General features: G+C 35.9%; 13 protein-coding genes. 6 read left to right on the top strand and 7 right to left on the bottom strand.

Features of this window, described 5'->3' with window-relative positions; genetic code table 11:
• A complete protein-coding gene (locus DRF57_RS04335; RefSeq protein WP_047490006.1) occupies positions 1-171 on the top strand; it encodes a lmo0937 family membrane protein in 171 nt (56 codons plus the stop codon).
• A gap of 323 nt (positions 172-494) precedes the next feature.
• Positions 495-1280 carry a 5'/3'-nucleotidase SurE gene (gene surE, locus DRF57_RS04330; protein ID WP_084086871.1) on the top strand — a complete coding sequence of 262 codons (786 nt, stop codon included), beginning with the start codon at positions 495-497 and terminating at the stop codon, positions 1278-1280.
• Between the two features lie 89 nt (positions 1281-1369).
• Here the strand turns inward: surE and DRF57_RS04325 are convergent, their stop codons facing one another.
• The 3 genes from DRF57_RS04325 to DRF57_RS04315 are packed head-to-tail and all read right to left on the bottom strand — an operon-like array spanning position 1370 to position 3767.
• Positions 1370-2773, bottom strand: a complete 1404-nt coding sequence (locus tag DRF57_RS04325) for a radical SAM protein (protein ID WP_084086872.1) — start codon at positions 2771-2773, stop codon at positions 1370-1372.
• 9 nt (positions 2774-2782) lie between these two features.
• Positions 2783-3016, bottom strand: coding sequence for a hypothetical protein (locus DRF57_RS04320; RefSeq protein WP_047489996.1), 234 nt, complete (start codon positions 3014-3016; stop codon positions 2783-2785).
• Positions 3017-3026: 10 nt separating this feature from the next.
• The gene (locus DRF57_RS04315) at positions 3027-3767 is read right to left on the bottom strand and encodes a prolipoprotein diacylglyceryl transferase (RefSeq protein WP_115917068.1); all 741 of its coding nucleotides are present in this window, start codon (positions 3765-3767) and stop codon (positions 3027-3029) included.
• 61 nt (positions 3768-3828) lie between these two features.
• Here DRF57_RS04315 and DRF57_RS04310 point away from each other — a divergent pair, with 61 nt between their 5' ends.
• Positions 3829-4869: a GMP reductase gene (locus tag DRF57_RS04310; protein WP_047489990.1), complete on the top strand. Its 1041-nt coding sequence runs from the start codon at positions 3829-3831 to the stop codon at positions 4867-4869.
• Positions 4870-4948: 79 nt separating this feature from the next.
• Here DRF57_RS04310 and fabG read toward each other — a convergent pair whose 3' ends face one another.
• The 4 genes from fabG to DRF57_RS04290 form a co-directional block, all read right to left on the bottom strand.
• Positions 4949-5692 (bottom strand): 3-oxoacyl-[acyl-carrier-protein] reductase, encoded by a 744-nt coding sequence (gene fabG, locus DRF57_RS04305; protein WP_047489987.1) that lies wholly within the window; start codon positions 5690-5692, stop codon positions 4949-4951.
• A 171-nt stretch (positions 5693-5863) separates the two neighbouring features.
• Positions 5864-7375, bottom strand: a complete 1512-nt coding sequence (locus DRF57_RS04300) for a WG repeat-containing protein (protein WP_123863278.1) — start codon at positions 7373-7375, stop codon at positions 5864-5866.
• Complete coding sequence (gene rsmI / locus DRF57_RS04295; protein ID WP_047489981.1) at positions 7376-8050, bottom strand: 16S rRNA (cytidine(1402)-2'-O)-methyltransferase; 675 nt, start codon at positions 8048-8050, stop codon at positions 7376-7378.
• A gap of 2 nt (positions 8051-8052) precedes the next feature.
• Positions 8053-9534 (bottom strand): hypothetical protein, encoded by a 1482-nt coding sequence (locus tag DRF57_RS04290; RefSeq protein ID WP_115917064.1) that lies wholly within the window; start codon positions 9532-9534, stop codon positions 8053-8055.
• A 61-nt stretch (positions 9535-9595) separates the two neighbouring features.
• Between DRF57_RS04290 and DRF57_RS04285 the strand changes: the two genes are divergently transcribed.
• Genes DRF57_RS04285 through DRF57_RS04275 form a run of 3 tightly spaced genes read left to right on the top strand, consistent with a single transcriptional unit; the run spans position 9596 to position 14860 of the window.
• Entirely contained in the window at positions 9596-10195 is a 600-nt protein-coding gene (locus tag DRF57_RS04285) for a thymidine kinase (protein WP_047489976.1), read from the top strand.
• A 58-nt stretch (positions 10196-10253) separates the two neighbouring features.
• Positions 10254-12701, top strand: coding sequence for a bifunctional UDP-N-acetylmuramoyl-tripeptide:D-alanyl-D-alanine ligase/alanine racemase (locus DRF57_RS04280; RefSeq protein WP_115917062.1), 2448 nt, complete (start codon positions 10254-10256; stop codon positions 12699-12701).
• A gap of 2 nt (positions 12702-12703) precedes the next feature.
• Positions 12704-14860 (top strand): patatin-like phospholipase family protein, encoded by a 2157-nt coding sequence (locus DRF57_RS04275; RefSeq protein WP_047489971.1) that lies wholly within the window; start codon positions 12704-12706, stop codon positions 14858-14860.

Below are 14860 nucleotides of genomic sequence, written 5' to 3'. Positions count from 1 at the left end.
ATGAGAAGTATATTATGGTTAGTAGCAGTCATTTGTATCGTTGTTTGGCTTTTAGGAATGCTAGGAATTGTACCGGGAATCAGTACCGGATACCTGCTTCATGTTCTTCTGGTCATTGCCATTATTGTTATTCTTTACAATATTATAACAGGTAGAAAACCTCTCGATTAAGCCTTACTCAAATTATCAAACTTTAAAAGATGTACATTTCAGTGAGATTGTGTGGGTGTCATTTTTCAAAAATAAAACCCGTTGCAGTTTCACTGAAAAGCATCCCTTAGTTCCGATTCCTTTTTTTGATATTTAAGGTCAGAAAATACTCTATTTTACGCCTATTTTTGATTTTTTCTGAGAAATCCGATTCATTTATTACCCAACAGATATTTTATAACAGGTTATTTTTAACTACATTTGATGTGTTGAAATTTCTTTTTGTCCAAGTTGAATAACCGGACAGACTGAACTTCATTTTTATTAAAAAATTAAAATATTTTATGGAAAGACCACTTATTCTGGTTACTAATGATGATGGAATTACAGCTCCTGGTATCAGAAATCTTGTAAATTTTATGAATGAAATCGGAGAAGTTGTTGTTGTAGCCCCTAACTCTCCCCAAAGTGGAAAAGGCCACGCTATTACCATTAATTCTACTCTAAGCTACGAAGAAGTTACTCTTGAAGGTCCACAAAAAGATTTTTCCTGTAGTGGAACTCCTGTAGACTGTGTAAAAATGGCTCTTGACAAAATTATGACAAGAAGACCGGACATTGTTGTTTCAGGAATTAACCATGGGGCTAATTCTTCTATTAATGTGATCTATTCGGGAACGATGTCTGCTGCTGTAGAAGCCGGAGTGGAAGGAATTCCTGCGATTGGATTCTCATTACTGGATTTCAGCTGGGAGGCAGATTTTACCCAGGCTAAAGAATATATTCAGAATATCGTCAGAAGGACTCTTGAAAAGCCAATGCCAAAAGGAATTGTGCTGAATGTCAATATTCCCAAACTGCCTGCTGAAGAAATAAAAGGAGTAAAAGTCTGCAAACAGGCTCATGCAAAATGGGAAGAAAGTTTTGACGAAAGAATAAATCCACATGGAAAAAAATACTACTGGCTTACAGGATATTTCAACAATATGGATGAATCTGAAGATGCTGATGAAACAGCTTTGGCCAACGGATATATTTCTATCGTACCCGTAAAATTCGACCTTACTGCATATGAGTATATCAATACGCTGGAAGAAGTAATGACTTTTGACCGTGTAGAAGTAAAATAACCGTTTTCTATTACGAATGGTTTTTAAGAACATATAAAAGAGCCGTGAAAATTATTTCACGGCTCTTTATTTTTTTATGCTGATTCAGGTTAAAACAGGACCTTGTCCTCTTTTCTCAGCTCTTCCAGATAATTCTTCTTTTCATCTCTATAGAAAAGATTCATTGTTTCAAAAGGGATTAGCTTCAGGTCCTTATTGACAATATGTACGCAGGATTTTTTTACCGCACGAACATCAAAATCATGAGCATCCATAAAATTCATAATGATAATTCTGAACAGATTATCATAATCAAAATTGGGAGCACATACTTCTGGAAGACAACAGAGTAACTGGTTAACTTTAGGTTGTACTTTATCTACAGAAATCCCTGTGCTGAATATATCCAGCAACTGCATCTGAAGTCCTTGATCCTGCTCGTATACAATGGTGTTTTTCGATTCATTATTCAAAAGATCAGCAGGATTGATATATCGGGTTAAAGGGATGGTTTCTCCTTCTAATTTTAGAATATATCCCATGGCCAAAGCATCCGGATTACAGGGAACAGGGATGATATCATCAGAATTTAACAGAGGAAACTGATTGAGGATTTCCTGCCTTACTTCTGTTAAGGTGATTTTCTCATGAGAAGAATCTTCTCTGTTTCTCCCCGCAATTTCTACCGGTTGAAAAGTGATTCCCCGTACACATTTCTGTTTCAGAGCAAACTCAATGATCTTACCAATCTCATCTATATTTTTGTCTTTCTGCAGTACAATAACCAATGTAGTGGAAAGATTAAGTGCATTCAGTTTCTCCAGGGCTTTCATTCTTACCGCCGTAAGATCTTTTCCCCTGAAATCTTCCAATACTTCAGGTTTAAATGAATCAAACTGAAGATATACCTCAAATTCCGGTGCATAGGTCGCCAGTTTTTCTGCAAATCCTGGATCATTGGCTATTCTTATCCCATTGGTATTTAACATCAGATGTTTGATGGGTTTCGACTTGGCAATGTCCATGATTTTAAAAAACTCAGGATGTATGGTAGGTTCTCCTCCACTGATCTGAACAACATCCGGCTCGCCTTCATTTTTAACGATAATATCAAACATCGCTTCTATTTCCTCCAGACTTCTGTGGCTTCCATAATGAGGAGAAGACATGGCATAGCATGTAGGACAGGTCAAATTACACCGGTCTGTAACTTCTACTATAGAAAGACAGCTATGCTGCTCATGATCTACACAAAGCCCGCAGTCGTAGGGACATCCATACTCCACATCCGTTCCGAAATGATGGGGCATCTCTGAAGCTTTGTTATAATTCCTGATGTTTTTATAATATTGTACATCTGAGGCTATTTTTGTTTTGAAGAATCCATGGTCCGGACATCTTTTCGTCATAAAAACAGTTTCATCCTCAATAATGATCTTTGCCCCCACTCTTTTAAGACATTCAGGGCAAAGACTGATTGTATAATCGTAATACGTATAGTTTCTTACCGGCATAATCTTATTTTAAAGGCCTCCACAAATATATCCGCTAATCAAACCGCAGATTAAAATACAGATTACCATCGTTTGTATAAATTGTTTTTTACTGAACTTTCTGTCTCCTTTCCATTCATAGATTACTTTCGTAATGAAAGCGACTACCAGAGAAATTAACAAAGCGCCCAAAATAATCAGTCCAATGATCATTACGACTACGCCGGCCAGGTTGCCCACTTCTAAAATTGTTAAAGATTTCATCGTGAATATTTTAATATAAGGATTTGGTATTTTTAATAGTATAAATGTAATAAATAATTACACAAATACATACAATCTGTATAGTCCCTAAATTACCGGCAATTTCTATTCTTGGCTTAATGAAATCCAAAAAGAGTCTGAAGGTAAAATAGCTGAGCATAAATACCTGAAAAATAAATCCTGAGGAGTGGTTTTTCAACCGCTGGATATAACGTAAAGCAATCCATAAAATAAATAGAAATGCAATCTCATAAAGCGCTACAGGATGTCTTAAATATTGGTCTCCCAGATGCATTCCAAAGATTGAATCGGTAGGAATTCCATAGGTTTCTTCATGAATTCCCGTAAGAAAACAACCGACTCTTCCGATCATTATGGCAAGCATTAAAGGAAAAACGATTAAATCTCCCGTACTTTCTGTATGTTTCACTATTTTTTTCGCCAGCTCCACTCCGATTAATCCAAAAGCCAGGCCGCCCACAATCGTATTGTTAGACCAAAATCTTTTAACGCTGAAATTTTCGAATAGTGTATAAGGGTTTTCAAGGTTTCCAATCAGTTTTGAACCTATTAAAGCTCCGGCTGTGGCTCCTATTAATACAGCAGCGGAAGTATTAAAACTAAGCTTCTCTTTCGACTTCCTTTTAAGGTAAAAATAATACCGCATACCCAAGAACATCCCAATTGTTTCAAAAATAGGATGTGCCAGAATTGTTGTTCCGAAAATATGGAAAGTTACAGGAAAATCCATTGCTTCAAAAATAATCTATTTGAGATTATTTACTACCTTTATTCTGACAAATAATTATAAAATGCGTATAGAATATGAAATAAAACTGGGATTCAAGGATGTAATGTTCCGTCCCAAACGTTCTACTCTAAAATCCCGGTCAGAAGTTGATCTGGAAAGAGAATTTATTTTCAGACATTCTCAAAAGAAATGGAGCGGGGTCCCTGTTATTGCAGCTAATATGGATACGGTTGGTACTTTTGAAATGGCTGTGGAACTGGCAAAAGAAAAAATAATTACAGCTATCCATAAACACTATACTGTGGAAGAATGGAGTGAATTTCTTCAAAGCCAGCCCGAAAGTATTTATCAGTATATCGCTTTAAGTACCGGTACGGGAAAAGCTGATGAAGAAAAAATCAGACAGATCCTTGAAAAGCATCCAAAAATCGAGTTTCTCTGCATTGATGTAGCCAATGGTTATTCGGAACATTTCGTTGGATTTGTGAAGAAAGCAAGGGCGAATTTTCCGGATAAAATTATTATAGCTGGAAATGTAGTAACCGGAGAGATGGTAGAAGAGCTTCTTTTGGTAGGAGCAGATATCATTAAAGTAGGAATAGGCCCCGGATCAGTTTGTACCACCCGGGTGAAAACAGGGGTAGGATATCCTCAACTTTCAGCGGTCATTGAGTGTGCAGATGCTGCTCATGGTTTAGGAGGCCACATTATAGCAGACGGAGGCTGTAAGGTTCCCGGAGACGTAGCCAAAGCATTTGGGGGTGGAGCGGATTTTGTGATGCTGGGAGGAATGTTTGCCGGACATGATGAAAGCGGAGGTGAAATGGTAGAGGAAAATGGTAAAAAATTCCGTTTGTTTTATGGGATGAGCTCAAAAACAGCTATGGATAAACATTCCGGAGGCGTAGCAGAATATCGTGCTTCTGAGGGAAAGACCGTAAAAGTTGCTTACAAAGGTCCTGTATCAGAAACCGTGAAAGATATTTTAGGCGGGGTAAGATCTACCTGCACTTATGTAGGAGCTTCCAAGCTTAAACAGCTTTCCAAAAGAACTACTTTTATTAGAGTTCAGGAACAGGAAAATCAAATCTTTAAAGACTAATATTGATTATTTTAATCTGCTGAATGAGCAGCGATAAGAATAAAAAAAGGCTGTACGGAATGTACAGCCTTTTATATTTTTAAGTTAACATTCCTCCGTCAACGTTCAATGTCTGTCCTGATATATAAGAAGCCATTTCGCTTCCTAAAAATACACAGGCATTAGCAACATCTGCAGGCTGTCCTCCTCTTTTCATAGGGATACCCTCTCTCCACTCCTGAACTATTTTCTCATCTAAAACAGCTGTCATTTCCGTTTCAATGAATCCTGGAGCAATAGCATTACATCTGATATTTCTGGATCCCAGTTCCAGGGCAACAGATTTGGTGAATCCAATTACACCGGCTTTAGAAGCCGCGTAGTTTGCCTGTCCTGCATGTCCTTTAATTCCGACTACAGAAGTCATATTAATAATAGATCCTGATCTGGCCTTCATCATCGGCTTGATTACCGCTTTTGTAAGGTTGAAAACTGAATCTAAATTTACTCTCAATACCTGATCCCAATCTTCTTTAGACATTCTCAATAGCAGGTTATCTTTTGTAATCCCTGCATTGTTTATCAAAATATCAATTTGCCCAAACTCCTTCATTACATCATCTACCAATTGCTGAGCAGCATCATAATCCGATGCATCAGACTGATATCCTTTAATTTGGGTTACAGAACTTAAAGATGCTTCTAATTCTTTAGCTTTGTCTACAGAGCCGGCATAAGTAAATGCTATTTTTGCACCATGCTGTGCAAATACTTCAGCAATCCCTTTCCCGATTCCTCTTGTAGCTCCGGTAATTAGTGCTACTTTTCCTTCTAATAGTTTCATATTTATTGACAATTATTTTCTTTATAACTCATTCAGCTTATGAATGCTGACTCATTTTCGATCTATAATTCTTTTCCAGAATTAAACGGTTTGCAAAGATATTATAAATTGTCATGCAACGCATTCAAATCATTAAATTACTGATTTTTTTTATCAATTTTCACTTTTTTATTAAAGTTGAGAGGCCGCATTTCTGAACCTTGTAAAATAAATAAAGTCGGATTTTTTATTTTTATCCAGCCTCAATACTTCTTTTTCCCAAAAATACGCATCATAAATAATCTCTTTCAGAGGCTCATTTTGGAAATTCAGAACACCATATCTGCCATCTTTCTTTACTACAATTTCATTTTCATAGTTTTCAAATACTACGATGTCTTCATATACAAAAGGAACAATTTCTTTTCCTGCTTCGTCTAAAATACCAAACAGATTATCTTTATTTTTGCATACCACCGGTTTTGAATATTGATTAAGGAGATTAAAATAATCTGTATCCAGTCTTTTGATCATGGTAATACCCTGTAACTCTGTCAACGAGCGATTTCCCAATGAAAACCGGTAATACTTATCCTGATTTCTGATCATTAAACTATTAGGATAAAAACCAAGGATCTGATCACCATCATGTAGCATATTCTTAAGATCTTTGTCCAACAGCTTTTCTTCATTTTCTTTCTTAAGATAAATAAAGTCTTTTCCTGAGATGACAAAGCTTTTGATAAAATCGTATTCCTGAGGGATAATTACATTGCCTTCTACATCAACTATTCCTGATTTCTTTGATTGATCACTGTACACATTGAAAAGACGGTCAAACAAAGGAGTCAGATACCTGAAACTGCTGGGATAAAGCTTCTGGTCTTTTTTATAAAAAACAGTTGTTTTATTGCTTTTTTTAAGATAGATATATTCTTTTTTGCCAAAATATTCAGGAGTAATATCAGAGAAAATCTCTTCAGCCATGGTATTTTCATCGAGATCGATTAACCCATATTTTCCTGTGTTTTTGTTCTTTGTAATAAGATAAGGATATGCATTAATATCTGCTATATTCTTTGAAAACCGATGGAGTGTATTTCCATTTAACCCAATAATTTCACTCTGCCCTTCTTCATTAACAATCAAAGCTTTATCCTCTTCAAAATGATAATCTTCTCTGAATTCCCTTTCAGTGACCTGCCTGCCATTAAAATCGTAAAGCAGCCATTTTTTATTTTGTAAAACAAAGAACCTGTTCTTGGCAACAAATCTTATTTTATCAGAATAAGGAATAATCTGTTTCCCATTATAATCATAAACAGCCTCTTTATCTTGCCTGGAAGAAATAATCCGCTCTTTGCTGAACCACGGCGTATTAAACTCCTGTTCATCCAAAGAAATCAGCTCATTTCCTTTTTCATCAATGATTCCTGATCTAGCTTTGCTTCCTTCTTCAGACCTAAGCACAAATCTGTTTTTGAAAATATGATAAATACTACCTCTGTAAGGAGATTCAAATGTAATTCTCCCCAATGAATCTACAATTCCCTGTTTTCGGGTAGCAGCATCATATACCGTTCCATATCCTTCTGTATAGGAGCTGACTTCTTTCCCAATCTTTTTTGATAAAAGAACTTTAGTGTACTGATGAGACTGTGCTGCACAAATAGTGGAGCACAATACGAAAACTAATTTTTTCAATTAAATAGAATTATTGACGATAAGAACGATCTCCCCCTTTAAAGTTTTACTCTTGGAAAATTCAATTAATTCATTGATAGTCCCCCTTTTAGTTTCTTCAAATTTTTTAGAAATCTCCCGGCTTAAGCTTGCTTTGGTCTCTTCTCCAAAGAATTCTTTGATCTGTTCCAAAGTAGTATTGATCTTGTGAGGACTCTCATACAGGACAATAGTTTTCTTTTCTTCAGCCAGCTGCTTCAGCTTTGTTTGCCTTCCTTTTTTCTGGGGTAAAAATCCTGCAAATAGAAATTCATTATTGGGAAGTCCCGAAACCACCAAAGCAGGAATAAGAGCCGTAGCTCCCGGCAGACAGATCATTTCTAAACCATTATCTGCTCCGGCTTTTGCCAGTAAATAACCGGGATCTGAAATTCCCGGAGTTCCCGCATCTGTAATAATGGCGATATTCTGACCGCTTTTAAGGTCGGCAATCACTTTTTCAGTTGCCTGATGCTCATTATGCAAATGATAAGATTTCAAAGGTTTTGAGATCTCAAAATGTTTTAAAAGAACACCAGAAGTCCTGGTATCTTCACATAAAATATAATCAACTTCTTTCAAAACATTTACTGCTCTGAAAGTCATATCTTCCAAATTTCCTACAGGCGTAGGAACAAAATATAAGATTCCGCTCAAAATTATAAGAATTTATTTTCCACCAATATCCAAAGCCTCTGAGCATATTCATCCACTTTACTCCATTTTCTGGCATAATAAAGATCACTCAGATATTCCTTTGCTTCTTCAATGCTTCTAAACTGGTTGAGCTGCGCTACCGTTTCATTAAGATCCGCCTGACTTCCATCAAACAGCATCTTTGAAAAAGCAATCCTGTCATTCAAATCCAGTTTGAATTCGGGTTTTTGCTTGTCAGCTTCCATAAAGTTGGTAGGAATATTGGATTTCAAAATGCTTCCTGTTTCCTCCTTCACTACCGGAGCCTGATTTTCCTTGGGAATTTCTCTTTCCAAAGGATCATCGTCAAAAAGAGACTGAACTGCTTTTAGTCCTTTGATATTGGCTAATTTTATTTTTTTCTCCTGATGATATGCATCCAAATTTTCAAAACTTTCATCAGAAGGATGTTTTTCTGTTTCTTCCGGAACAGGTTTATCTATTTCAACAATTTTTCTTCTGTCATATACTTCTGCAAGCACCCGTTCTTCTTTTTCTTCTTCAGGAGTTTCGTTTTTTATCTCACTAAGGATATTTTCTACATTCGAAGTTTCGGTAGCCATTTCTCCCTGCTCTATTGAAGTCGTTGGCGCAATAAACTCTTCCTCAGTTTCTTCAATCAATATTTCATCTTCCAGTGTTTCGGTATCAAAAATACTTGGGATTCTTTCTGTAGGTACTCTGGATTCCTCCACAAATACTTCATCCCTAGGCTTTTCTTCCTGTTGAGCATCCTCTTCTTCAGAACTTTCTATTTCATTCAGCTCATTATTAAACCGTACTTCTTCTTCTGTAATATTTTCATTAAAGACACTATCATCAATATCTTCATCATAGTCCGGGATAGCATCAGCAAGTACTTTTTCTTCATCTATAAAACTTAACACAGCTGCTTCACTTCCCGAAATTTCGTTCTCGTCAATTTCGTTCAGTTGATTGTTAAAAACAGCTTCTTCCTCGGTTACTCCATGCTGAGAGTTATCCTGCTGATAGGTTTCTGTTTTTTTGTATTCATAGCTTTCATCAACAAAGCTGATGATATTTTCATGGAATTCATTTTCCATGATTTCATTCAACTGATTATTGAACAATGCTTCTTCATCAATTGCAGCTGCAAAGCTATCATTTTCATTTTCATCAATCTCATTCAGTTCATTATTAAAAATAGCTTCTTCTTCTGTTACTTCATTCCCGGAATCATGAGATTCCAGATCTCCGGAAGCAAAAGAATGATGCTTATTTTCGAAATGGTGAACAGGATCTTCAGTAATGAAATATTCTATATTTTTTTCTACTAATTTCAAAAAAGAAATCCTGTTAGCAAGCTCATCTACAAGATCTTGCTTGGAAAGTAATTCGTCTACGTTATTTATTTTGTCCAGATTATCAATGATATTCTTGGATTCAAAAAAAATTTTTTCCTTTAAATCTTGGATATTCTGCATAATAAGATTCTTATTAAAATTGCTTACTTTTGATGTTAAAAATATACGGCTAATTTAACAAATGTTTTTAGAAAATACAATTAATCATTCCAAACAAAGCGGTTGGATGGAAGTTATCTGTGGCTCTATGTTTTCCGGTAAAACTGAGGAATTAATCCGAAGATTACGGAGAGCAGAAATGGCGGGACAGAATGTAGAAATTTTTAAACCGAAACTGGATGTCCGGTATTCTGAAGATGATGTAGTATCCCATAATCAGAATAAAATACGAAGTACAGCAGTAGAAAATCCCAATGAAATTCTTTTGTTGGCTTCCAACTGTGATGTGGTAGGAATAGATGAAGCTCAGTTTTTTGATGAAAGCATTGTAGAGATTGCCAATCAGCTTGCCAATAGTGGCATAAGAGTAGTTATTGCAGGGTTGGATATGGACTTCCTGGGGCGTCCCTTTGGTCCTATGCCCAATTTGATGGCTACTGCAGAGTATGTAACAAAAGTGCATGCTATTTGTAAGAGAACAGGTAATCTTGCCAATTATTCCATGAGAATTTCTCAGGGAAATAATCTGGTGGAATTGGGTGAAACAGAAAGCTATGAAGCAGTAAGCCGCCGTGTTTTTATGGATGAAGTGCTTGCAAAGAAAAATAATCTAAAAAACTGACAGGCAGGTTTTAAAATAAACAAATTTGCCTTTACATAAATAAGCAGAAAGGGTACCAATGAACTATACAGTACAACAAATTGCAGCAATCACCAATGCACAGGTTATTGGAGATGGAGATTTAATGATCAAAAATATAGCTTTTGACAGCAGAATTATATATTCTACAAAGAATACTGCTTTTATTGCTATAAATACCCATAAAAACTCCGGTGAAAAATTTATTGAATCTGCGATAGACAGGGGGATCCAGGTAATTATTTCTGAACATCAGTATCCGCAGTTTGAAAACATAACCTGGATTATTGTTGAGAATTCTGTGGATTTTCTTCAAAAGCTGGCAAAATATCATTTCGAACATTCCCATTTACAATCCATCGGAATTACGGGAAGTAACGGAAAAACTATTTTAAAAGAATGGCTTTACCAATGCCTGTGGAATGAATTTCCAACGGTAAAAAGCCCTAAAAGTTTTAATTCGCAAATTGGCCTTCCTCTTTCTCTTCTTCAAATCAATACTTCCCATACACTAGGGATTTTTGAAGTGGGAATTTCCCAACCGGACGAAATGGAAAATTTAGAAAATATTTTTCATCCTCAAATCGGATTGTTAACCCATATAGGAACAGCACATGCTGCCAACTTTTCTTCGGAAGAAGAACTGATTGATGAAAAGATCAAACTTTTTAAAGATTCTCAGGTGATCATTTATAATGGTGACCATTCTTTAGTAAGCAAAAAAATAAAAGACCTGTACTCAGATAAAAAATTAATCTCTTACGGATTAAAAAAAGAAAACCAGGTCTTCATTAAAAATAATATTTCGAAAGGTGAGAACATCGTCGTTGAATATTTTGGGCAAGAAATCAGTTTTCCGGCCCATCAAAGAGACGAAGCCACGTTAACCAATGCTCTGGCGCTTATCACGGTCCTAAAGGAACTCCATATCGAAAATCAAAAGATCGTCGAAAAAATCAACACTTTAAAGGCCGTTGAAATGAGGCTTGAAGCCATCGAAGGAATTAAAGGCAATATCGTGATCAATGATTCTTTCAATCTGGATCTGGATTCCCTGAAGACTGCTCTGCAGTTTTTAAAAGAATACAATAAGCCTAAGAAATCTTTGGTTCTGACAGATATTGTAGGGGTTAATACCAATTCACAGGAATTGTATGAAGAAGTTTCAGAACTGGTTAATGAGCAGCATTTCGATTCTGTATTCTTAATCGGCGATGAAATATCAAAGTTCAGTGAATTATTTAAGTCTAAAACATATACTTTCATAGACACTAAAGAACTTATTGAAAGTAAACACCTTACAGAATTAGAAAATCAGATTATCCTTTTAAAAGGAGCCAGAAAATTTGAAATTGAAAGGCTTAAAGATATCCTTGAACTGAGAAAGCATGATACCGTTTTAGAAATTAACCTGAACGCAATTCTTCATAATATCAATTATCATAAATCTCTGCTGAAGCCGGGAACTAAAATGATGGCCATGGTAAAAGCCAATGCTTATGGCCTGGGAAGCTATGAAATTTCAGAATTTTTACAGCACCACCATATTGATTATTTAGGAGTAGCCTTTGCCGATGAAGGTGCGGAGCTCCGAAAAAAAGGAATAACCACTCCCATCGTGGTTATGAATCCTGAACAGCACAGCTATCAGACTATTATAGATTATAATCTGGAACCTGAGATTTACAGTTTCAGGGTTTTGGATCTTTTCTATGAAGCGGTTCAGAAGTCCGGGTATGATCAGAAATATCCCATTCATATCAAACTGGAAACAGGAATGCACCGTTTGGGATTTAAAGATTTTGAACTGGATCAGCTAAGCGAAACCTTAGACCACAAAAATCTTAAAGTTCAAAGTATGTTCAGCCATTTATCTTCTTCTGATGTACCGGAAGAAAAAGAATTTACCCTGAATCAGCTAGAAACTTTTGAAAAAAATTCAAGCTATTTAATAGAAAAGCTAGGCTACACCCCTATCCGTCATATTCTAAATTCGTCCGGTATAACAAGCTATACCAACTATCAGTATAATATGGTAAGAATTGGAATTGGAATGCTGGGGGAGTCACCAAGTAGTGAAATACAAAAACAACTGCAGTCTGTGGTAAGTTTTAAAACGGTGATTTCACAGATATCATTGGTAGAAAACGGTGAATCTGTAGGCTACAGCAGAAAATACAAAACAGATCATCAGACCCGTATTGCTACTATTCCGGTAGGATATGCTGACGGTATTCCCAGATTAATAGGAAATCAAATCGGAAAATTGGGAGTTCATAAAACTCTTGCCCCTATTGTTGGAAATATCTGTATGGATATGATGATGCTCAACGTAGACAATATTCCTAATGTAAAGGAAGGAGATACTGTCACTATTTTCAATGCTTACCCTAGCTTAAAAGAATTCGCAGCCTACTGCAAAACTATTACCTATGAAGTATTAACCTCCATTTCCCCTCGGGTGAAACGGATTTATATTAAAGATTAACTATGAGAAAACTCCTGATCATTCTCTTCGTATTCCAATTACTTTTAATCCAGTCACAAGTAAAAAAGGATTTGGTAATTCCCAAAAACCCAAGAATAGGACTATCGCTGGCCGGTGGTGGTGCCAAAGGTTTTTCACATGTTGGAGTACTTAAAGTTTTAGATTCACTGGGAGTCAAAGTAGATTACATTGGCGGAACGAGTATGGGAGCTATTGTCGGAGGTCTTTATGCTGCCGGATATTCCGGAAAGGAAATAGAAAAAATTGTCATGGATACTGATTTCTATTCTCTGATTATGGATCCTAAATCCCGACAGGAATCTACATTTTTCAATAAATCTGTTGACAAATATCTACTATCTATTCCATTAAAAAATGGAAAAATCACACTTCCTTCTTCTATAAGTACAGGTCAAAGGAACGTCTATCTCCTTAAAGAGCTTTTCAAAAATGTTTCGAACATCGATGATTTTTCTAAACTCCCTATCCCCTTCTTTTGTGTAGCCACCAATCTGGAAAGTGGAAATATGCAGATCTTTGAAAAAGGAGACCTTGTACAGTCTATTATGGCAAGTTCAGCATTTCCTTCTTTAATGGATCCTGTAAAGATAGGTGACAGTATTTATATTGATGGAGCTATGACTGTCAATTATCCTTCAAAGCCTTTAAAGGACAAAGGGATCGACATCGTCATTGGAGTGGACCTTAACCAGGATCTTTCAAAAAGAGAAGATTTAAACAATATTATTTCGATTCTCAACCAGGTGATCGACTTCGGAATAAAAAGAGATACAAGAAAGCAATATAAATATACCGATATAAACATCAAGCCGGACTTAAAAGGAATGACTGCTACCAGCTATGATGAGAAAAAAAAGATTCTTGATAGCGGCTATGTAGAGGGAATGAAATATGTCAATGTGCTGGATCAATTACCCAAACGTTCTTTTGACCGCCTAAGACAACGTGTAAACCCAATATATTCCAATGTCTATAAAATAGATAGCCTGGCCATAGAAGGAGGTAAAATATATGGTAAAAACTATGTTTTAGGGAAACTGGGACTGCGTCTCCCCTCTTTACAAACATACGGGAATATCAACCGGATGATTGATAAACTTGTGGCTACTAACAACTACAGATTTATCAACTATGATATCATTCAGCAGAATAATGCCAATTATCTCAAGCTATATGTTACCGAAGATGATGCACGGCATTTCGTAAAATTCGGACTCCATTATGATGAAATTTTCAAAACAGGACTTCTTTTAAATTATTCAGCAAAGAGACTTTTATTTAAAAATTCCAACCTTTCAGTAGATGTGGTTGTTGGGGATAAGCTCAGATATTATCTCAATTATTTTATTGATAACGGATATATTCCCGGATTTGGTATTTATTCTTCGGGAATGAGTTTTGATCTTAAAAACACCGACAATAATATTGTAGATAAATGGGAATGGATCAGAAATGAAGCCTATATCCAATCGATATGGAAAGATAAATTTGCCATTGGAGGCGGTATAAGCCATGATTACTTCAAAGCTGAACTTAACGGCGAGAACAGGCGTTACAGCCGTTTTTTGAACCCTTATGTGTTTTTAAAGACCGATACCCAGGATGACAAAGAATTCCCTACAAAAGGGGTCTATTTCGCAGCCGAAGGAAAGGTCGTAGATCTGTTAAAATCCGAAGTTGAAAAGAGAATTATCCAGATAAAAGCAGATTTAAGAATTAATATTCCGTTAGGAAAACAGTTTACTTATCGTCTTAATCTTTTTGGAGGACTTACCATTGGAGAACATCTTCCCCAATATTATCAGTACAGACTTGGCGGAATTTTTGAACAGAATATCATCAATTTCAAAAGTTTTGGAGGGTTTTACTTTGCACAGCTTCATACCAACAATGTCATTTTAGCATCTAATGATATCCAGTTTAAGTTCAACAAAAACTATTTTATCAGTGGAAATTTCAGCTTTGCCAATCTTTCTAATGATATCAAATTTGAAGATGCAGTTAAAGTGAATTTTAGCTCACTGGGAATAACGGCAGGATATAAATCTCCTTTCGGCCAGATTAAAGTAAACTTTAGCCACTCACTTAAAAATAATCAAAAAGGCATATTCAGTGTTATTTTAGGACACTGGTTTTAA

Origin of the sequence: Chryseobacterium rhizosphaerae (genome assembly GCF_003385455.1) — a bacterium.
Classification (GTDB): domain Bacteria; phylum Bacteroidota; class Bacteroidia; order Flavobacteriales; family Weeksellaceae; genus Chryseobacterium; species Chryseobacterium rhizosphaerae.
The sequence above is the reverse complement of the archived record's forward strand: the minus strand, read 5'-3'. Positions and strand labels throughout refer to the sequence as shown.